This window comes from Oceaniglobus sp. K40-3 (assembly GCF_055808395.1).
Genome location: NZ_JBVVRW010000004.1, coordinates 350,154 through 370,784, shown reverse-complemented (window position 1 = coordinate 370,784; position 20,631 = coordinate 350,154). Strand labels below are relative to the sequence as shown.

Genomic DNA, 20,631 nt, shown 5'->3' with positions numbered 1-20,631 from the left:
AAATGTGACGCGTTTCAGGCGTCCAGATCGGTCAGATGTTCGGATGCCGCAGCACTGATCGCCGCAACCTCATCCGCGCTCAGGCGGATCAGACCGGCCTTTGCGTTCTCGGCGGCCTGCGTTTCGTTCCGCGCCCCGCAAAGTGAGAACGTGATGCCCGGCTGTTGCAGGGTCCACGCGATGACGATCTGCGCCTTGGTGGCTTGATGGGCCTCGGCCACCGGTTCGATCGCCGTCATCAACCGTGCAACCTTTTCACGGTTCGCCAATGAGAACCGCGGATTGTCGCGGCGCTGATCGTCGCCTTCAAACGTGCGGTCGGGGCCAATCTTGCCCCCCAGCAAACCCAACGCCAATGACGAATAGCTGAGCACGGAAACATCGTTTTCGCGCACCAGTGGAATATGCGTCGCTTCGATGTCACGTTTGACCATCGAATATTCCTCTTGCACGGCATCCAGCTGACCCGCTGCAAGATAGGCCCTGATATCCTCGGGCGCGGTATTGCTGGCGCCGATCGACCGGATCTTGCCATCTTTCTTGAGCTGCTCCAGTGCTTCCATCGTTTCGGCGATGGGGGTTGTGGGATCCTGCCAGTGGGTGATGTAGTGATCGATCACGTCTGTCCCAAGCCGTTTAAGGCTTTGTTCCACCTCATAGATGATCGCGTCTTTGCCCAGATAGCGATGCACCGGCGTTCCGTCATTGTCAAAGAAATGGTTGCCCTTTTGCGTGTGCCAAACCAGCCCGCATTTGGTGGCCAACACGACCTTGTCGCGCCGCCCCTTCAACGCCTTTCCGACAATCTCTTCGGCCACGCCTGCCCCATACATCGGGGCCGTGTCGATCAATGTGATCCCATGGTCGATGGACGCCTGCACCGCCGCGATCGATCGTGCCTCGTCGGTGCCACCCCACATCCAGCCGCCAATGGCCCAGGTGCCCAGCCCGACAGCCGAAGCCTGAATGCCGGATTTTCCGATTCGACGGGTAAGTTGGTCTGTCGCATTATCAAGCACTGTTCTGCACCTTCGAGTTAACGTTGTTAAGGATCGCCGTGGCGGTGTCTTCGTCCGTCACGAATGAATTGAGATAGCCGCCATTGAGCGCGGCAATCACCGGCTCTACCTTGTCTTGCCCGGACGCAATGCCGATGGTCACCGGAATTTCCAGCAACTCCTTTGGGGGCAGCGCCACCAAACGGGAATTGAGAGCATTGTCGGAAAGGTTTCCGTTGTTGTCGATCAGATGCCCCAGCAGCTCGCCGCGCACCCCCACTTCGTAAAGGCGGGTACGCTCTGCCTGACTGACCGCATGCATATCGTAATAGGTGGATTTTTCGCCGACCACAGCGCCGATTCCGAACACGGCCACATCCGCGACACGCACGATGTCCATCACATCGCGCACAGATCGCATGGCCATGACCAGATCACGCTCGTGCGAGGTTTCCGCATGCAAAGGCGCATGAATCAACCTTGCATGCCCTGACAGCCGTTCGGCCAATTCCGTCGCGATATGGTTAACGTCCGTATAGTGGTGGCCCTGGATGCAGCCGTGCATCGGCACCACCTCGACGTCGAACGCCTGTTCGGTGGAAAGTTCAGCGATCATTGCGCTGAGGGACTTGCCACCGGAAATCGCGATCGTGTTGCCGTCTTGCAGGGTCGTGACAAGCAACCGACCCGTCGCATTCCCCACATTCGCAAGCGTCATCTCGGGATTGCCGTCAACCGAAGGCACCACAAGACAATTCTTGAGTTTCCAGCGTTCATTCAACGCCCGCTCCAGTTCAAACTGGTGCAGGAACGGGCTGTTTATGGTGATCTGCACCATGCCCAGGGCGCGCCCGCGTTTGATCAACCGGTTCACCTTGGCCGAGGACAGGCCGAGTTTCGTCGCGATCTCGGATTGCAACAGATCTTCCTTGTAATGCAGCGTCAGGATTTGGGCGATCAGCCGATGAAGCTCGGGGTCGGGTCCAATGGTGCTCATCATGCGGTCTCCTTGCGGCTGATCAGATGGTTCGAGGCCGCCGCCGCCAACAGGGCCCCACCAATCACCAATGTCTGGTAATAGGCCGGGACCAGGGTCAGCATCCCCACGGTCAGGGCCATGATGATCAAGGCCCCGATGAAGGAACGCAAGACCCGCCCTTCACCGCCGCTAAAGGCTGTGCCGCCGATCAGCACCACAAGGATGGCCGTCAGCTCCATACCGTCGCCCGAAAGCGGATCACCCAGCGACATGAAACTGGACCGCGCGATCCCCGCCATGGCCGCCGTCAGCCCGACCAGTACATAAATCCCGAACACCACTTTCGTGGTATTGATACCAGAGAGTTTTGCCGCCGTCGGATTGCCCCCGGTCGCGGCCGCGTATTTGCCCAACAGGGTGCGGTTCTGCGCGAACACCAACAGCAGGGTCACGACGACGGCCACCCAGAATGCCATCGGAAGCCCAAGAAGAACCCCTCGCGGCCATAGGAATTGAACCATCCGGGCATCCGCAAATCGCCCACGGATTTGATCGCCGACACCCCATCCTGCACCAGCAACAGGGCGATGCCCTTGAACAGGCTCAGCGTGATCAGTGTCGCGATCACCGGGGTGATCTTCATCCGCACCACCAGAAATCCGTTGATTGCGCCCAGCCCCATTCCAACGATCATCGTCAACCCGAAGCACAGCAAGAATGGCACGCCGTTGATCGCCAGCATCGCATAAACCACGGCGCTCAGGCTCATGGTAGAGCCAACGGACAGGTCGATATAGCCCGACACCATCAACAGGGTGAACGCCCCGGCAAGCGTCAGGATCGGGGCCGAAATCCGCAGGACGTTGATGATGTTGCGCTTGTTCAGAAAATTGCCACGCTCAAACAGGGCGAACTGGTCAAGATTTGCAACACTCAGCACCGCGACCACCGCCACGAGAACGAAATAAATGTAATAGTTGCGCAGGAAGTCAGCGACGCGGGCACCGTGGGAACGCTGCTGTGTGAAAGATGTGGATCGGGTCATCAGGGTCACCTGTTACGGCGGGCCAAGGCCCAGGTTTGCGCCACGATGGCAAGGAAAACGGCCAGCGCCTTGAGGATGAATTGCCAGTCCGGCGACAGCACCAGCCCGGTCGCGGCCGAGGTGACGACTGCGAGAATGATCGCGCCAAAGAACATGCCGACCACCGACCCAAAGCCCCCCGCAATGGCGACGCCGCCCAACAATGCAATCACCAGCGCGTCGAACTCCATCAACAGACCACGGTTGGAAAAGCCGGACTTGAATTCCGAGGCAAGCAGAATACCGACAATGCCCGCAATCCCCGCGCTGACCAGATACAACCGCGTCACATGGCGGGCGCGGTCGATGCCCGACAACGTCGCCGCCACGGGATTGGCCCCTGTCCAATAGGTCAGCCGCCCGAATACCGAACGCCGTTCAATGAAAATCGCAACCAGCAACAACACCGCCATCACCACGACCGGAAACTTGACCGACGCGCCAAAGACCGAAAGATTGCCCAGCAGGCCGAAATCCTGTGGCAGGTTCGTGTTGCGCTGCGATCCGTGGGTGATGACCTGTGCAATGCCACGCGCCAGCATCATTGTGCCCAATGTCACGATAATCGACGGAATGCGCAACCGCACCACAAAGAGCGCATTCAACGCCCCTATGGCCAGCGCGCCAAGCAGCGCACAGAAAAATGCCAGCCAATAGGGCATTCCCCATCCGGTTGACAGCGGGTTTCCCCCACCGGTCGATTGTGCAAACCACACCGCCAGAACCCCGGACAGGGCCACGACCCCGCCCACAGACAAATCGAAATTGCCCGACACCAACAGAAACGTCACTCCGATCCCGAGCGAGATCACAGGCCAGTTGTTGGTGACCAGATTGAGCATGTTCAGCGGCTGAAAGAAATTCGGCACCAGCAAAGATGCAAGGATGAACAATACAACCGCAGCGCCAGCAACCAACATCGCGATGAACATCTCATCGCTGAGAGCGCGGCGCATCGTGGGTTTGGCTTTTACGGGGTCCATGTCAGTTATATCACTCATCGGGCCACCTCTTCGCGACCACCGGTCACGACATTCAGGATATGGGCCACGTCCACGTCCGGCCCGTTCACAATTTCATCCTCCAGCGCGCCATCGAACAGCAAAAAGACGCGATCACACAGGCCCAGCACCTCTTCCAGCTCTGACGAAAACACGGCGACGGAATTGCCCGCATCCGCCAGCCCGCGGATAATGTCATAAATCTCGGATTTTGCCCCCACATCGACGCCGCGTGTCGGTTCGTCCAGCAACAAAAGCCCGGCCTCGGAAAACAGACATTTCGCCAGCACCACTTTCTGTTGGTTGCCCCCCGACAGTTTTTCCACGTGTTTTTCGATCGAGTGGGTCACGATGTTCAGGCGCTTGCGAAAATCTTCTGCGGCTTTGATTTCCACCGCACCATCAAACACACCGTGTTTCGACACCCGTTCAAGGTTCATCACGGGAATATTTTCGCGGATTGTCATGCTGGTGAACAGGCCCTGGGTGCGGCGCTCTTCGGGGACAAGCGCGATGCCTGCGGCAATCGCCTTTTTGGGTGTATTGCCAACGGGATGGCCCTTGAAACGCACGGTTCCTTGCGCCTTGTCTGCCCCGAACACGGCGCGCGCAATCTCGGTTTTGCCGGCGCCGACGAGGCCGTAAAATCCGACGATTTCGCCCTTTTTAATCTCGAACGACACATCCTTGAGCAAGGCGTTGGTCATCCCCTCGACAACCAGCACAGATTCGTCTGTGACAGAGGCGCGCGGCTGATAATCATGCAGCACACTGCGCCCGATCATCAGTTCGATCAGGTGCGCCCGTCCATTGATCTGGGACAAGGGGCAGGTCTTGATGTGCTTGCCGTCCCGCAAGACGGTCACGGAATCGCCGAGCGTGAAGATTTCTTCCAGTTTGTGTGAAATATATATCACGGTGACGCCCGCCTCGCGCAGGCGTCCGATGACGCCGAACAGCCGCTCTACCTCGCGTTCGGACAGGGCCGCTGTGGGTTCATCCATGATGATGACATTCGCACCGGAGGATGCCGCGCGGGAAATCTCGATAATCTGCTTTTGCGCCACACTAAGCGACGAGACCCGCGCAGACGGATCAATCGACGGCTCGATCGCGGCCAGCGTTCTGGTCACGCGGTCCTCAAGACCGGACCGCACCAGAATGCCAAAGCGGCTCTGCTCCATTCCCAATGTCAGGTTTTCCAGCACGGTCAGTTCGTCGACCACATGCAATTCCTGAAACAGGGTGGCGATGCCGTTGTCGCGGGCGTCCTGGGTGCTGCACGGGGCATAATCCTGCCCGTTCACCTTGAGGCTGCCGCTGGTTGGCTTTAGCGCACCGGTCAGCATTTTCACCAGCGTGGATTTACCGGCCCCGTTCTCGCCCATAAGGCAATGCACGACACCGCGTTGGATGCTGAAACTCACGTCATCGACGGCGCGGACACCGGGGTAATCCCTGGTCAGACCGTGGACGGACAAAATGGGGGTATCGGCTGGGCCGGACACAGCGTTCTCCTTGCGGGTTGATTGGCGAATACTGACAGAAAGGCGGCCAACGGGAACCTCCGGGGCCGCCTTTCGATTTCAGTTAATTGCCGAACTGCGTATCAAGCCAAACCTGAGCTTCTTCCTTGGGCATTGACCAATAGGAAATGGTGTATGCCTTGTAAAAGAACTCTTCCGCCGGATCCGATGTCATCGCGACATCGCCATTGATTACATCCATAACCAGATCAACACGGCCCCGGGCGGTTTCGACCGGCGGCAGACCCATAGAAACCTTGAGGCTGGAATTCGGATCATAGATCTCACCGAATTCAACTGAATCGAAATCGACGCTGGCAACGATTTCGGTCAGCGGTTTGCCATCCTCGAATTTGCCGCGTCCCAGTTGGCTCAGGCCCGCCATGGTGCCGACCGTCAGGTTCGACGCTTCGGAATAGATCAGGTTCACTTCGGGGCGCTGGGTCAAAAGATCGACGACAATCTGCTTCGCGGCCTCCTGACCACCGCTGGCATCCAGCGCACCAAGGTTTTCCGCATCCGGCGCGACCGACAACACACCTTCGACGAACGGGTTGGTGCGGCCAGAGATCACTTCGGTGTGGTTCGGCCAGCCCAGTTGCACCATGATGATCGGCTTGTCGGGGTTCGCCTCTTTCCAGGCGGTCGCCATCTGCGCGCCCATCTCGAACGAGACTTCGGCCTCATTGCTGCGCGCGGTCGGAATGCCGGTGTCGCCCAGCGGGTTGAAGAAGGATGTCATCGCGACGCCTTCGCTCAGGGCGTCATTGATGCCCGGGGTGGCCGCTTCGGCATCCCAGATGTGCAGCGTTGCACCGTCAAACCCACCTGCCAGCACCTGATCGACGTTTTGCGTCATCACCGCAGAATCGGCCTGACCGTCGAAAATGACAACATCGGCCCCGTATTTCTCAGCGCCATAACGCTGCGCTTCGGCGGCTTGCGACTGGTGAAATACGTTCGACAAATCCGACACAAAAAACGCAATGCGCTTTCCGTTGTCTGCAAAAGCTGCGGGCGTCGCAAAGGTCGTCGCCAGCAGTGACGCGACCAATAGTCCTCTTCTCGTAAGCATCTGTGTCTCTCCCAAAATCAGACGAATACTGTGTTCGTCCATGCTCCCTTGACCACAAGCATCTCCACTCCTCTGAAGATTCTTGCAGCTCGTGATATTTTTTGCGCATTGTGAAATTATTGTCAACAGATGATTTTTATTGCGACTCCGCAGCTCAGACAGGCCTGCCGCGCGCGCCATGAATCGCCCGTGGTCGCAGCAGAATGAAAATAAAAGTTTCCTTTCGGTGCACATGGTTAGGTTGGAATTTTTGGTATGACCAAACTTAATAGTCGACACCAACAACGAAATCGTCGACTATTTATGAAACATCGTTAGTCGATACAGCGTACGGTCAGGAAGAATGCGGGAGGAATTCATGGGGTCGATACGGGCATATGCGAATGCGCCGGGAGTCACGGAATGACCTGTGCGCCGGATATTCTGCTGATCACAACGGACCAACAGCGCGGCGATTGCATCGGTGGGGCCGGGCGCGGCGTGCGGACACCGAACATCCAGCGCATCGCTGATCGCGGCGCGCGGTTCGACACCTGCATCACACCGCATCCCATGTGTCAGCCTGCCCGCGCGTCGATCCTGACTGGCAAGCTGCCTTACAGTCATGGCGTCCGCGACAACGGACGCAACCTTGACCCGGCAATTGCCGGGGACGGACTCGGCGGGGTGTTTTCTCGTGCCGGCTATGACACGCGGTTCATCGGCAAGGCGCATTTGTCCACGCATGAGACCTTTGAACCAACAGGTCAGCCAGAGTGTTACAGTTCGGTCGCGGATTACCCCGAGGATTGGTCCGGGCCGTACATGGGCTTTGACCGGGTCGAGATGATGCTGCGCCCACACCATCACTGCGGCTGGAAGGATCGACCCTTTACCTTGCACTACGAGAATTTCCTCGATCAGGACGGGCAGGGCGGCACTCGCTGGGCGCGGGCCAAGGAGGCGGTTGCGCCGCTGACCCGGCACAAACAGGTCTGGCGGTCAGCGCTGGAGGATGAGTGGCAATCAACATCGTGGATAGGTGATCGGGCGATGGAGATGCTGCAAGAGGACCGGGACGAACCGCTGATGGCCTGGGTGTCGTTTCCCGATCCGCATCCACCGTTCCTTGCCTCTGACCTGTGGTCGCGATTGTACGATCCGGCAGAGGTGGACCTGCCGCCGCATCGCGAACTGGATCTGGACCGGCGGCCGTGGTGGCATCGGGCGTTTTTGGAAAGCCCGGTACGGCGCAACCAGAAGCGCGACCATGCAGGGAATCAACCCTTTTGGGGATATGATGGCGCGTTGAACGAACGCGACCTGCGCGATGTGACTGCCGTTTACTATGGCATGATCACGGCAATTGACCATCAAATCGGGCGCATTCTGAATTACCTGGAATCCCAGGGCCGGTTGGACAACACCATCGTGATTTTCACGTCCGATCACGGGGAATGGCTGGGCGATCACGGGCTGCTGCTGAAGGGTCCGATGCTGTACGATGGGCTTTTGCGTGTGCCGATGGTCATGGCGGGGCCGGGAATCGGGCGGGGGCGCCATGCTGCGCCGGTGTCCACACTGGATTTGCGGGCGACCATGGCGGAATTGGCAGGCCTGAGCGTCAGTGACGACGATGGCACATCGCTCACCGATGTCATGCAGGGCGCCACGCGTGACGTGGCCCATAATGAATGGGAGGTGGACCCGGTGCGCAGCGGCGTCGACCTTGACCTGCGCACGGTACGGTCTGCCTCGCACCGCCTGTCCATTGATCTGAAAAGCGGGGCAGGCGAGCTATACGATCTTGCCGCCGATCCCCACGAAATGACCAACCTCTGGGACGACAAATCCGCCGCCGCCACGCGCGACCGGCTGACCGCGAGCATCGCGGCGAACCGTCCCGGCATGATCCCCGTCGCGCCGCGCGTCGGCTGGCACTGAAAGGCCTTTGTATATGTCCAGAATTACCGCTATCGAACCGCTGCTGGCCCGTGTGGGTATCCGCAATCAGTTGCTTGTGAAGGTCACCACTGATGACGGGCTGATCGGCTGGGGCGAATCCGGTTTGTCCGCACGCGAAGATTCGGTTGCCACCACGATCCGGCATTTTGCGGCGTTCCTTGTCGGCAAGGATTCCAACCAGATCGGGCGCATCTGGCAGGAAAGCTATCGCAGTCAGTATTTCGAAGGCGGGCGTGTGCTGACCGCTGCCATGTCGGCCATTGATATCGCGCTGTATGATATTCTGGGCAAACGTCTGGGCGTGCCGGTTTACCAACTTTTGGGCGGCAAACAGCGCGATGAGATCCCGACCTTTCCCAGCGCGCAATCCAGTGATCTGGACACGCTGATCGCCAAGGCCCGGGTGCTGGTGGGTGCGGGATGGGATTGCCTGCGCATCTATACCGGAGAGTTCAACGGCGACGGGGTTTTTGACCCGCGCAAGAACCTGAACCGCGCAACGAAAGAGCTTATCGCGCTGCGCGAGGAATTCGGCCCGGACCTGTGCCTTGGGATCGACCTGCATCACCGCCTGTCGATTGCCGAAACGGCGGATTTCTGCAACCGCCTGCCTGCCGGGACGCTGGATTTCCTTGAGGAACCGATCCGTTGCGAGACGCCAGAGGCCTATCGCACCCTGCGGGCCATGACCAACATCCCTTTTGCCGTGGGCGAGGAATTCGCGTCGAAATGGCAGGCCGCGCCCTATATCGAGCAAGGCCTGACCCAGTACATGCGTCTGGACATCTGCAACATCGGCGGCTTCACCGAGGCGATGAAGGTCGCGGGCTGGTGCGAACGCCACTATATTGATCTGATGCCGCATAATCCGCTGGGCCCGGTCTGCACGGCGGCGACAATCCACATGGCCGCAGCGGTGCCGAATTTCAGCTGGGCAGAAACCCGGCAGGGCCCGACCGAGGATCTTGGCTTTCACGATCCCGAACTGTTTCCCGTTCAGATCCCGCTGGAGGGCATCACATATACCGTCCCCGACCGGCCCGGTCTGGGCGTCGAGGTGGACGAGGACAAGATCCGCGCCACCACACCCCAACACGTCGAGCCACCGCACCTGTGGCGGCCTGATGGATCTGTCACCAACTGGTAAGATCGATAAACCGGTCACCGGTCGGCAACGCAGAAGTTCAACAAGGAGGAGGAAAACAATGCCGAGAATGAGGAGAATGACGACCCTGGCCAGTGTCATCGCGCTTGCGGTGGCCGGACAGGCGTTTGCCTGGGAAGAGGCGCCGCAACTGGCGCAACAGGTCGCGGATGGCACGCTGCCCCCCATCGACGAGCGTTTGCCGGCGGACCCGCTGGTGATGGACGTGATCGAAGGGCCGGGCGAATACGGCGGCACCCTGCGGCGCGCGATCCTTGGCGGTGGCGACCAGCATAATCTGGTTCGCACCATCGGCAGCGACAACATGGTGCGCTGGTCGCCGGACTGGAAAGAGGTGCGCCCGAACATCGCGAAATCCTGGACCGTGTCCGATGACGCGTCCACGTTCACATTTACCCTGCGTGACGGGATGAAGTGGTCAGACGGTGCGCCCTTCACCGTTGATGATATCATGTTCTGGTATGAGGATGTCTTTACTGACCCCACCCTGACCCCGAACAAGGACGCCACCTTTGTCGGCCCGAACGGCCCGGTCAAGGTAACAAAGGTCGACGATTTGACGGTCGAGTTCGATTTCGGCGCACCGAACGGGCTGTTCCTGCAAGGGTTGGCCTATGGCTTTGGCTATCACCCGACGGCCTATCCCAAGCATTACCTCAGCCAGTTCATGCCGAAATATAACCCCGACATTCAGGCGCTGGTGGATGCAGAGCCGACGGCAGGCGACTGGGTGCAACTGTTCAACCTCAAGGCCGGGCCGATGGATACGCCGCTGTTCTGGCAGAACCCGGACCGCCCGACGTTGCACGCCTGGCACCTGACCAACGCGTATGGTTCAACCGACCGGGTCGTGGCAGAGCGCAACCCTTATTATTACAAGGTCGACAGCGAGGGACAGCAACTGCCCTATATCGACCGCATCACCTATGATCAGGTCGAGGATGTGGAAACCATCCTGCTCAAGGCCTTCAACGGCGAAATTGATTACATGTTGCGCCACATCGGGCGGCCGTCGAACAAGGCGGCGCTGACCGACAACATGGAACGCGGCAAGTACCGGTTCTTTGACGTGGCCGATCTGCCGGGCAACAGCATGATCCCGATGATGAACCTCAACCACACCGACCCGGTAAAGCGCGAGGTGATCGGCAACAAGGATTTCCGCATCGGCGTCAGCTATGCCATGAACCGGCAGGAAATCATCGACTTGCTGTATTTTGGCGCGGGCGAACCGGCGCAGGTGTCACCGCGCCGCGGAAGCACCTTTTACCGTGAGAAATATCAGAAACAATACACCGAGTATAATCCGGACCTGGCCAACGAATATCTGGACAAGGTGCTGCCCGAAAAGGATGCCGAAGGCTTTCGTCTTGGCCCGGACGGCAAGCGGTTCACGCTGATCTTTCTTGTGGCGGATGTTTTCGGGATGCAGTTCCCCGACGCGATGGAACTGATCCAGGGCTATGCCCGCGATGTCGGTCTGGATTTCCAGATCCGCGCCACCGACCGGTCACGCCTGATCGAATTGCACACCTCCAACAATTTCGACGGCTACCTGTGGAATTGTTCGGGGGGCAGGCCGATATCTATACTTCGCCCATGTGCTATATGCCGATGATCTCGAACTCGGTCAGTTGGGCGCGGGAATGGGCGGCCTGGAACCTGGACCCGACAACAGGTGAGGAACCGCCGCAAGCGGTCAAGGATATCTTTGACAAGTACAAGGAAATTCGCGCCGCCGCGACGCCGGAACGTCAGGAAGAACTGATGTTTGAAATGCTGGACATGCAGGCCGAGCAGTTCTTTACGATCGGCATGATCCACACCGACCCGGTGTTCGGTATCGCCCGGAACAATGTCCGCAATGTGCCGGACCCGCTGCCGATCTCTGGTCAGCTCTGGTTCCCGGCGCCCTATACCGCGCAGATGTACTTTGAGGGCGGTGTCAACCTGCCCTGATCCGAAGTACCCTCATGGGCGCCCGCTCCTCCTCCCGGCGGGCGCCCCGACCAAACTCTGCAACGCAACGGAGAAAACATGGGCGGCTTTATTCTGCGGCGGGCGCTTTACATGATCCCGACCGTCTTTCTGGTTTCCATCGTGACCTTCATCATCATCCAGCTTCCGCCAGGCGACTATCTGGACACGCTGGCCGCCGAGATGGGCGAGGCCGGTGTCGACAACACCGCCGTCGTCGAACAGTTGCGCCAGCAATACGGGCTGGGCGAGCCGATGTACCTGCAATACTGGAAATGGATCACCGGCATCCTGCTTGAGGGCGATTTCGGCATTTCGTTCGAAAAGAACGTTCCCGTGACAGAGGTGATCTGGGACAGACTGGGCTGGACCTTTGCGATCTCGATCCTGACGCTGATCTTCATCTGGGTCGTCGCGCTGCCCATCGGCATCTATTCGGCGGTGCGCAAATATTCCGTGGGCGATTACGTCGCAACCCTGCTTGGCTTTATCGGGTTGGCCGTGCCGAATTTCCTGCTGGCGCTGGTCATGATGTATGTGGCCTTCAAATATTTCGGCCAGTCGGTCGGCGGGCTGGTCAGCCCTGAATATCTGGATCAGCCGTGGTCGTGGGCCAAGTTCAGCAGTCTGTTGCAACATATCTGGATGCCGGTGTTCGTGGTCGGCACATCCGGGGCGGCCGCACTGATCCGCATCATGCGCGCCAACCTGCTGGATGAGCTTTACCGCCCATATGTCGTTACCGCCCGCGCCAAGGGCATGTCGGAATTCCAGCTTTTGCTGCGCTATCCCGTGCGCGTCGCGCTGAACCCCTTCATCTCGACCATCGGGTGGATTTTGCCGACGCTGGTGTCGGGTGAAATCATCGTCGCGGTGGTTATGAACCTGCCCACCACCGGGCCGCTTTTGCTGCGCGCCTTGCTGGTGCAGGACATGTATCTTGCCGGGTCGCTGATCCTGATCGTCAGCATGCTGACCGTGATCGGCACGCTCTTGTCCGATGTCCTGCTTGCCTGGGTTGACCCGAGGATACGTTACCAATGACAGCCATCAATTCCACTCCCGAGGTTCAGGCGGCGGACTCTGTCAAGGCACCTGACCTGCTTGGCCCCTGGGCGCTGATGTGGCGGCAGTTCCGCCGGCACAAGATCGCCTATTTCAGCCTGTTCATCGTCGGGATCATCTATGTGGTCGCGCTTTTCGGTGAATTCCTGAGCCCGGCCAGCCACCTTGAAACCAACACCCGCGCGCCCTTTGCGCCGCCCCAGGGCATCCACTTTTTCGCCCCCGGCGAGAATGGCGAAAGCCGGTTCATCCTGCACGCCCGCGGCCAGAAAATGGAAATCGACCGCGAAGCGAAGCGCCGTCATTTCGTCGAAGACCCGGAAAAGGTGATCCCGCTGGGTTTTTTCGTGAAAGGGTATGAATACAACCTGCTGTGGCTGATCCCGACAAACCGGCATTTCTTTGGCGCCAAGGATCCGAAACAAAGGGTCTATTTCTTTGGCGCTGACCGGCTGGGCCGGGATATCCTGAGCCGGATCATCATGGGCACACGGATTTCCATGTCCATCGGTCTGGTCGGTGTGGTGGTGTCGCTGATCGTGGGTGTCAGCCTTGGCGGGATTTCGGGCTATTACGGGGGCTGGATCGACACCGCGATCCAGCGCTTGATCGAATTCCTGCGGTCCATTCCCACGATCCCGCTCTGGATGGGTCTGGCCGCCGCGATCCCGCTGGATTGGCCGCCCTTGCACACCTATTTCGTTGTGACGCTGATCGTGTCGATGATCGGCTGGACGACTCTGGCGCGTGAGGTGCGGGGCAAGTTCCTGTCGCTGCGGCACGAAGATTTCGTCACCGCCGCGCGGTTGGACGGGCTGTCCGACTGGGAGGTGATCCGCAAACACCTTGTCCCCAGTTTCGCCAGCCACATCATCGCCTCGCTGACGTTGGCGGTGCCGCTGATGATCCTTGCGGAAACCTCGCTGTCGTTCCTCGGGATCGGCTTGCAGCCCCCTATCGTGTCATGGGGCACCTTGCTGAAAGAGGCACAGAACATCCGCACCATCATCGAGGCGCCCTGGCTCCTGATTGCGCCCGCTACGGTCATCGTGACGGCGGTGCTTGCCCTCAACTTTCTTGGAGACGGCCTTCGTGATGCCGCAGATCCCTATGCAAACTGACATGACAGACCAGCCAATGATCAAGATTCGCGGGCTGAAGACCCATTTCTTTACCGACGACGGGTTGGTGAAGGCGGTCGAAGGGGTGGATCTGGATATTCTGCCCAACCGCACGCTTTGCCTGTTGGGAGAGTCCGGCTGCGGCAAGTCGGTTCTGGCCCGGTCCATCCTGCGCATCGTCGATGCGCCGGGGCGGATCACCGGGGGCAGTATCCTTTATCACGCCGCCGATGGGCGCACCGTCGATCTGGCGCGCGCGCGGCCCGGGTCACGGGCGTTGCGCTCGATCCGGGGCAGCGACATTTCAATGATCTTTCAAGAGCCGATGTCCTCGCTCGGGCCGATCCAGAAAATCGGCAGGCAGATTACCGAAACCATTCGCCTGCACCGCAACGTGACCCGGGCCGAGGCAAAGGCAGAAGCCATCGACATGCTGGCCCGTGTCGGCATTCCGCGCCCGGCAGAGCGGTTCGAATCCTATCCGTTCGAGCTGTCAGGCGGAATGCGGCAGCGGGCGATGATCGCCATGGCGTTGTCCTGTCAGCCGCGGCTGTTGATTGCGGATGAACCGACCACCGCGCTGGACGTGACGACGCAGGCGCAGATCCTCGACCTGATTGCGGAACTGAAAGAAGAGTTCCGGATGGCGGTCATGCTGATCACTCATGATCTTGGCGTGGTGGCCGAGGTGGCCGATGATGTGGCAGTCATGTATATGGGCCGGATCGTTGAAAAATCTGATGTCTACGGGTTGTTCGAAACGCCCCGCCATCCCTATACCCGCGCGCTGCTGAATTCAGTGCCGCGCATCGGAATGACATCCAAGGCCCGGCTGCCTGCCATTCGCGGCATGGTTCCGCACCCCTGGCGCGGCCGTCCGGCTGTACCTTTCGCACCCGCTGCGATCAGTTCATGCAGGGCACCTGTGACCTGCATGAACCCCGGTTAAAGCCCGTCGAAGGTGGCGAAGTGGCCTGTTTCCTGCACGACATGGAGAATGCCGATGTCTGATGCCATTCTTGAGGTGCGCAATCTGACCATGTCCTTTGGCAGCACCAAGGGCGGTCTTTTGTCCAAACCGGCCAAGGGATTTGTTGCCGTGGATGCGGTTTCGTTTGACGTGCGCCGCGGCGAAACCTTTGGTATCGTGGGCGAGAGCGGCAGCGGCAAGACCACGCTGGGCCGCTGTATCCTGCGTGTGCTGGACCCCAGCGGTGGCAGCATCCGATTTCGCCCGAAAGCGGCGGCAGAAGTTGAACTGACCGGCGCCCCGACCGATCAGTTGCGGCAGGTCTGGCGCAAGCTGCGGATGATCTTTCAAGACCCCCAGGCCTCTCTCAATCCACGTTTGCGGGTGATCGACATCGTGGGACAGGCCTTGCAGAAATCCGAAGGGCTGAAGGGCAAGGCGCTGGCGGAACGGGTCGGCGGATTGTTGGAAAACGTCGGCCTGCGCCGCGAGTTCATGCACCGCTATCCCAACGCCTTTTCCGGCGGCCAGCGTCAGCGCCTGGGCATTGCCCGCGCCCTGTCCACCTATCCCGAACTGGTGGTCGCCGATGAGGCGGTGTCGGCCCTGGACGTGTCCATTCAGGCGCAGACGCTGAATTTGTTGCAGGATCTGCAAGCAGAATTCGCGCTGACGTTTGTATTCATCGCTCATGATCTTGCGGTGGTGGAACATATCTGTGACCGGGTGGCGGTGATGTATCGCGGCCAGTTCGTCGAGGTGGCGGATACCGCGACCCTGTTTCGCAGCCCGCAGCACCCCTATACCCGCGCGTTGTTACAGGCGGTGCCCGTGGCCGACCCACGCCAGCGCCGCCGCAAGGCCGGGGCAGGGGCGGAACCTGTGGATGTGACCGCCCCGACCAAGGGCTGCCAGTTTGCTCTGCGCTGTCCGCACGCCACGGACCTGTGCCGCAGTACCCGCCCGCCGGTCCGCACCATCAACGGTGCGGATGTGCTGTGCCACCACGCGGGCAAGATATGATCGTGCATCTGTGCGCTATGGTCCCGACGAGGAGGCTTGGTTATAGTGGCTGCTAATCCGAACAAGCGGGCTTGGCGCATGGCAAAAGACGACCGTTCCGAAGATACCTCGCTGTACGAGGCGATCCTTGACGATATCTATGAAGGGCGGCTTGCCGGTGGGCAGCGGCTCAAGGTGTCGGAACTGGCGGAACGGTTTGGCGTCAGCACCAGCCCCGTGCGCGAGGTTCTGCGCCGGATGCAGGGCGAAGGTTTCGTTCAGATCCACCCCAACAGGGGGGCCACGATCCGCCCGACGGATACCGGGTTTTTGCAGAACGTCTTTGAGGTGCTTCAGATGCTGGAGCCCTATTTCGTCACCTGGTTCGCCGATTACGCCTCGTCCGAAATGGTCGATGAACTCGACGCGATCCAGCAGCAGATCAAGGCGACGCCGCACGCCGAGCAGCGCGCCTTTCGCAAGCTGGATTTTGAATTTCACGATATTTTCAGCCGCAACCACTATAACCAGACCGCCGCCGAGATTTGGCACAACCTGCGGACTTCGCTGAACGTGCAGGCGGCAAGGTTGCGGATTTCACCGGCGCGGTTCGAGACAATCAAGGAAGAGCATGACGAAATCGTCGCCGCCTGTCGGGCCCATGATGCCGCGCGTGCGCATCTCGTGATCTGCAAACACGTGGACGGGTCTTTTGTTCAGATGTCACAGCAGATCCGCGCGCTTGGGTTGTCCGCCAACACCGCTTTCTAAGGTGCAACGCACCGCCCGGATCGCGCCCTGATGACGGCGCCCGGGTGATTTTCACCATCAAAGGGCATCGATGTGCCAACCGGGCTTTGCAATGATCCTCACAATCGCGGCCATGTCGGAGGGTGATCACATTCGGCAAACCTACGAGGGCCTCAGTACAACCCTGCCGCGTTGTCGTGGTACAACGCCCGACACTCCGTGTCACAGACCTTTAGCGCTATGAGAGCCGCGTCGAGCAGGTCGCGCCAATACGCGGGCCGGGCAAGGGCCGTCGCGACTGGCCAGTTGCTCGCATAGAGCAGGCGGTTGGCGCCGAAAAGATCAATCATTGCGGCAACATGGCGTTGCGCCATCCGGCTGTCACGATCCAGATCACCACAAAACGGCAGGCCGGACAGTTTGACATGAACATTGCCCAGACGCGCCAGTTTGGCCATCGACTGACGCCAGCTATCAAAATTTTCCGGCCGACCGTCCGGCAGGCCGAAATGCGCCACAACGACCGGCAGGCCGGGATGGGTCGCCGCGATTGCCGCCACCGCATCGAACAGCGGGGGCGACGCCAGTATTTCGACAAGGTGCCCCCGATCCTGAAGCGCCGCACAAGTCTGCAAGGCCGCATCGCTGCGAAGATATGCCTCGGGGTTCTTGTCCAGAAACGGCGTGAACCGGACGCCGCGAAAGGCAGGATGCGCCGCCTGTTCATGCAATTCCGCGCCGCATGATGGATCGCGCAGATCAACCCATCCAACCACCGACCGAAAGACATCATGACGGTCACAAAGGTCAAGACAATGCAGCGCATGGTCCACCGTGGCCGGCCCATGCACGAGAACGGCAGCGGTCGCACCTGTTTCAGCCAAAACCGGGGCGACATCTTTTGGCAAAAACGCCTTGTCGGTCAGCACCGGAAACTGTTGTTCGGCAATGAAGGTTTCGCCCCGTGTGCGATCCCAGATATGCACGTGGGCGTCGATAGCTGTGCGGGTCATGCGAAATCTCCGATGGGGGACGGGATGCCGATCGCGGCCAGCGCGGGCCACAGGGTTTCGGGTACGGGCGCTGCAAGGTCGTCAAAGTTCGATTGCAGCCCTTCGGGATCGGTCAGCCCCAGCACAAGCCGCGTCACCGCCGGGTGCAGGGCGCTGTAGTGCAGGGCCGCACGTTTGAGCCCGACGCCGTGTTTCGCGCAAATCTGTTGAATGGCACGGACCTTGGTGCGGGTCTTGTCATCCGGGGTCTGATAATCAAACCGGGTGCCGGGGGCGTCCGGCCCGGTGGCAAGGATGCCCGAGTTGAAGGGCGCTGCCAGTTCCACGTTTACCCCTCGATCAAGGCAAAGCGGGAACAACGCCCCCGCCGCAGATTGATCCAGCAGGGTGAACCGTCCGGCGACCATCAGCAGGTCAAGTTCGGCCTCGCGCAGCAAGGCCAGGTGGGTGGCGGCAACATTGCTGCCACACCCGATGGCGCCAACCACGCCCTGCGTTTTCAGCTCTGCCAGTGCCGGCAGTGCGCCATCAAGGGCCGCGTCTGGCCGATCATCGCAATCGTGGACGAAAACGATGTCGAGCCGATCTACCCCCAGCCGCGTCAGGCTCTGCTCGACCGAACGCAACGTGGCATCGCGGCTGTAATCGCGCCAGTCACCGGGGTTGTCCTTGGGGTTGCTGACCGCCGCGGCATAATCGCGATAACGCCCGACCTTCGAGGACAGCACAAAGGCATCGCGCGGCATATCGCGCAGCAACCGCCCCAACCGTTCCTCGGACAGCCCACCGCCATAAAGCGGCGCAGTATCAAAGCGGCGGATGCCCATATCCCAAGCGGCGGCAAACATGCGTTCGGCCTCGGACTCCGGGATCGGTGCGGTGTTGGTCGTGCCCAACAGACCAAAGCCAAGGCCAACGGGCACGACAGGCCGCACCTTGACGGGATCGGATGCACTGGCCCTGTTCATCGGATGCGCCGTTCGGTTTCGGGGTCAAAGAAATAGGCATGGGTCATATCAAAGGCCAGCGGATGCGAACTCCCTTCGGCCATATCCACACGCCCGCCGGTCTTGCCGACCAGTGCATGTTTGCCGACACGGAAATGCACCAGCTTTTCGGTGCCCAACTGCTCGATCAGATCGACGGGCAACGTGGCCGAAGGCCCGTCGGGCAGGTCTGCCGCAGGACGGATATCATCAGGACGGATGCCACAGATCACTTTGTCATCCACGCGCAGGGATGCGGGCATAGAGCAGGGGATATCAATGTCACCCAGTTTCAACCCCGTTGGTGTCACCATGCATTCCACAAGGTTCATCGGCGGGCTGCCCATGAATCCGGCGACAAAGACGGTATCGGGATCGTGGAAAATCGCGTCCGGCGTGCCCTGTTGTTCGATCCGCCCGTCGCGCATGATGACGATGCGGTCGGCCAGGGTCATCGCCTCGACCTGATCATGGGTGACGTAAATGATGGTGTTTTCCAGCCGCTGATGCAGGCGCTTGATCTCGGCCCGCATCTGGCCGCGCAGCTTGGCGTCGAGGTTCGACAAGGGTTCGTCAAACAGAAACACTTCGGGGTCACGCACGATGGCGCGGCCCATGGCAACCCGCTGGCGCTGACCACCTGACAGGGCGCCGGGTTTGCGTTCCAGCAGCGGCGTCAGTTCAAGAATCTCGGCCACCTCGCGCACGCGGCGCTGGATTTCCGGCTTTGGCATGCGCGACAGTTGCAGCGAAAACGCCATGTTGTTGTAGACGGTCTTTGCCGGATACAGCGCATAGTTCTGAAACACCATGGCGATGCCCCGTTCCTTGGGGCGCAGTCCGTTGACCACCCGGTTACCGATGGCAATTTCACCGCCGCTGATGGTTTCCAACCCGGCGACCATGCGCAGGGTGGTGGATTTGCCACAGCCTGACGGGCCGACGAGGACGCAGAATTCGCCCGGCTGGATCGAGATGTCGATCCCGTGCAGCGCCTGATGGGCGCCATACATCTTCACGAGGTTTCGGATTTCAATACGTGACATGGGAAACTCCGGGCTTACAGACGGCGCGCTTCGTTGCGCAGATAAAGCAGCGTGAAGGCCGCCGAGATGACGAGGATGGACACGGCGACCGTGGCGGCCTGGCTGAACTGAAAATCGACAAAGGCAAGGCGGAACGTCAAAGTTGACAACACCTCTGTCGCGCGGCCGGGACCGCCGCCGGTGGCCAGCCAAACCAGCGGGAAAAGCTGAAAGGTCCAGATCAGATCAAGCAGCGCAACCCCGAGGATCACCGGTTTAAGCTGCGGCAGGGTGACGTGCCAGAACTTGTGCCAGAACCCCGCGCCGTCGATTTCGGCGGCCTCATACAATTCACGCGGGACGGTTTGCAGCCCGGACAGGAAACTGACCATGATAAACGGATAGCCGCGCCAGGTAGAGATCAGCAAAAGCGACCACATGGCAAGGCCGGGATCGCCCAACCAATCCAACGGCTCGGATGTCAGGCCCAACCATTGCAGGCCATAGTTGATCAGGCCGAAAGGGTTGAGCAGCAATTGCCAGTTCAACGCCACCACAACGGCGGTAAAGATCCACGGCATCACCAACATCGAGCGAAAAAAGGTGCGCGCGCGCGGCGAGATATCGGTATTGACCAAAAGGGCCAGCCCGATACCGACGATCATATGGCCCAGCACCGACCCCACGGTAAAGACGACGGTGTTGAATCCCGCGCTCCAATACCCGGGATCAGTGAACAGGGCTTTATAGTTGTCGAGGCCAACATAGGTCGGGTTCCGCTCGACGATCACATTGTCGTAGAGCGAGTATTCGACCACCTTGTAAAGCGGCACAGACAGCAGCGCGCCGAGGATCACCAGCCCCGGCAGCAGGAACAGGTAAGGCGTGCCCCGGGGGATCATCTGGCGAATGGTTGAGGTCACTTTGAAGTCCTTCTTGCATGGTGGACC

The 20,631-nt window shown here is 59.9% G+C and carries 19 protein-coding genes and 1 pseudogene; 9 read left to right on the top strand and 11 right to left on the bottom strand.

The features are described 5' to 3' along the window. Positions 1 to 14: 14 nt before the first annotated feature. The 7 genes from AC0L7P_RS21180 to AC0L7P_RS21150 all read right to left on the bottom strand — a co-directional run bounded on the left by AC0L7P_RS21180 (position 15) and on the right by AC0L7P_RS21150 (position 6,942). A complete protein-coding gene (locus AC0L7P_RS21180; protein ID WP_473436096.1) occupies positions 15 to 1,019 on the bottom strand; it encodes an aldo/keto reductase in 1,005 nt (334 codons plus the stop codon). Then, positions 1,012 to 1,995 carry a sugar-binding transcriptional regulator gene (locus AC0L7P_RS21175; protein WP_473436095.1) on the bottom strand — a complete coding sequence of 328 codons (984 nt, stop codon included), beginning with the start codon at positions 1,993 to 1,995 and terminating at the stop codon, positions 1,012 to 1,014. Before AC0L7P_RS21175 ends, AC0L7P_RS21180 begins: the two co-directional genes overlap by 8 nt. Continuing rightward, positions 1,995 to 2,453, bottom strand: a complete 459-nt coding sequence (locus AC0L7P_RS21170) for an ABC transporter permease (protein WP_473436094.1) — start codon at positions 2,451 to 2,453, stop codon at positions 1,995 to 1,997. The genes AC0L7P_RS21175 and AC0L7P_RS21170 overlap by 1 nt, the downstream gene beginning before the upstream one ends. Beyond that, positions 2,426 to 3,022: an ABC transporter permease gene (locus AC0L7P_RS21165; RefSeq protein ID WP_473436093.1), complete on the bottom strand. Its 597-nt coding sequence runs from the start codon at positions 3,020 to 3,022 to the stop codon at positions 2,426 to 2,428. The genes AC0L7P_RS21170 and AC0L7P_RS21165 overlap by 28 nt, the downstream gene beginning before the upstream one ends. Positions 3,023 to 3,027: 5 nt before the next feature. Continuing rightward, positions 3,028 to 4,062, bottom strand: coding sequence for an ABC transporter permease (locus tag AC0L7P_RS21160; RefSeq protein ID WP_473436092.1), 1,035 nt, complete (start codon positions 4,060 to 4,062; stop codon positions 3,028 to 3,030). Continuing rightward, positions 4,059 to 5,570, bottom strand: coding sequence for a sugar ABC transporter ATP-binding protein (locus AC0L7P_RS21155; protein ID WP_473436091.1), 1,512 nt, complete (start codon positions 5,568 to 5,570; stop codon positions 4,059 to 4,061). The genes AC0L7P_RS21160 and AC0L7P_RS21155 overlap by 4 nt, the downstream gene beginning before the upstream one ends. An 82-nt stretch (positions 5,571 to 5,652) precedes the next feature. Next, complete coding sequence (locus AC0L7P_RS21150) at positions 5,653 to 6,942, bottom strand: sugar ABC transporter substrate-binding protein (RefSeq protein WP_473436239.1); 1,290 nt, start codon at positions 6,940 to 6,942, stop codon at positions 5,653 to 5,655. A 123-nt stretch (positions 6,943 to 7,065) separates the two neighbouring features. Between AC0L7P_RS21150 and AC0L7P_RS21145 the strand changes: the two genes are divergently transcribed. The 9 genes and pseudogenes from AC0L7P_RS21145 (at position 7,066) to AC0L7P_RS21105 (ending at position 16,678) form a co-directional block, all read left to right on the top strand. Further along, positions 7,066 to 8,586, top strand: coding sequence for a sulfatase family protein (locus AC0L7P_RS21145; protein WP_473436090.1), 1,521 nt, complete (start codon positions 7,066 to 7,068; stop codon positions 8,584 to 8,586). A gap of 13 nt (positions 8,587 to 8,599) precedes the next feature. Further along, a complete protein-coding gene (locus AC0L7P_RS21140; protein ID WP_473436089.1) occupies positions 8,600 to 9,754 on the top strand; it encodes a mandelate racemase/muconate lactonizing enzyme family protein in 1,155 nt (384 codons plus the stop codon). Between the two features lie 76 nt (positions 9,755 to 9,830). Beyond that, the gene (locus AC0L7P_RS21135) at positions 9,831 to 11,390 is read left to right on the top strand and encodes an ABC transporter substrate-binding protein (RefSeq protein WP_473436088.1); all 1,560 of its coding nucleotides are present in this window, start codon (positions 9,831 to 9,833) and stop codon (positions 11,388 to 11,390) included. Then, a complete protein-coding gene (locus tag AC0L7P_RS21130; protein ID WP_473436087.1) occupies positions 11,381 to 11,731 on the top strand; it encodes a hypothetical protein in 351 nt (116 codons plus the stop codon). The genes AC0L7P_RS21135 and AC0L7P_RS21130 overlap by 10 nt, the downstream gene beginning before the upstream one ends. 78 nt (positions 11,732 to 11,809) lie before the next feature. Further along, positions 11,810 to 12,793: an ABC transporter permease gene (locus AC0L7P_RS21125; RefSeq protein ID WP_473436086.1), complete on the top strand. Its 984-nt coding sequence runs from the start codon at positions 11,810 to 11,812 to the stop codon at positions 12,791 to 12,793. Next, positions 12,790 to 13,935 (top strand): ABC transporter permease, encoded by a 1,146-nt coding sequence (locus AC0L7P_RS21120; RefSeq protein ID WP_473436085.1) that lies wholly within the window; start codon positions 12,790 to 12,792, stop codon positions 13,933 to 13,935. Before AC0L7P_RS21125 ends, AC0L7P_RS21120 begins: the two co-directional genes overlap by 4 nt. Before the next feature lies 1 nt (position 13,936). Next, a pseudogene (locus tag AC0L7P_RS21115) lies at positions 13,937 to 14,946 on the top strand (ABC transporter ATP-binding protein). After that, positions 14,939 to 15,928: an ABC transporter ATP-binding protein gene (locus AC0L7P_RS21110; RefSeq protein ID WP_473436084.1), complete on the top strand. Its 990-nt coding sequence runs from the start codon at positions 14,939 to 14,941 to the stop codon at positions 15,926 to 15,928. Before AC0L7P_RS21115 ends, AC0L7P_RS21110 begins: the two are co-directional and overlap by 8 nt. A 78-nt stretch (positions 15,929 to 16,006) precedes the next feature. Then, entirely contained in the window at positions 16,007 to 16,678 is a 672-nt protein-coding gene (locus AC0L7P_RS21105) for a GntR family transcriptional regulator (RefSeq protein ID WP_473436083.1), read from the top strand. A 152-nt stretch (positions 16,679 to 16,830) separates the two neighbouring features. On the opposite strand, the gene AC0L7P_RS21100 is transcribed toward AC0L7P_RS21105, so the two are convergent. Genes AC0L7P_RS21100 through AC0L7P_RS21085 form a run of 4 tightly spaced genes read right to left on the bottom strand, consistent with a single transcriptional unit; the run spans position 16,831 to position 20,604 of the window. Next, positions 16,831 to 17,670, bottom strand: a complete 840-nt coding sequence (locus tag AC0L7P_RS21100; RefSeq protein WP_473436082.1) for an amidohydrolase family protein — start codon at positions 17,668 to 17,670, stop codon at positions 16,831 to 16,833. Continuing rightward, on the bottom strand, positions 17,667 to 18,638 hold the full coding sequence (locus AC0L7P_RS21095; protein ID WP_473436081.1) for an aldo/keto reductase: 972 nt from the start codon (positions 18,636 to 18,638) through the stop codon (positions 17,667 to 17,669). The genes AC0L7P_RS21100 and AC0L7P_RS21095 overlap by 4 nt, the downstream gene beginning before the upstream one ends. After that, entirely contained in the window at positions 18,635 to 19,702 is a 1,068-nt protein-coding gene (locus AC0L7P_RS21090) for an ABC transporter ATP-binding protein (RefSeq protein WP_473436080.1), read from the bottom strand. Before AC0L7P_RS21090 ends, AC0L7P_RS21095 begins: the two co-directional genes overlap by 4 nt. Before the next feature lie 14 nt (positions 19,703 to 19,716). After that, complete coding sequence (locus tag AC0L7P_RS21085) at positions 19,717 to 20,604, bottom strand: carbohydrate ABC transporter permease (protein ID WP_473436079.1); 888 nt, start codon at positions 20,602 to 20,604, stop codon at positions 19,717 to 19,719. Positions 20,605 to 20,631: the final 27 nt, after the last annotated feature.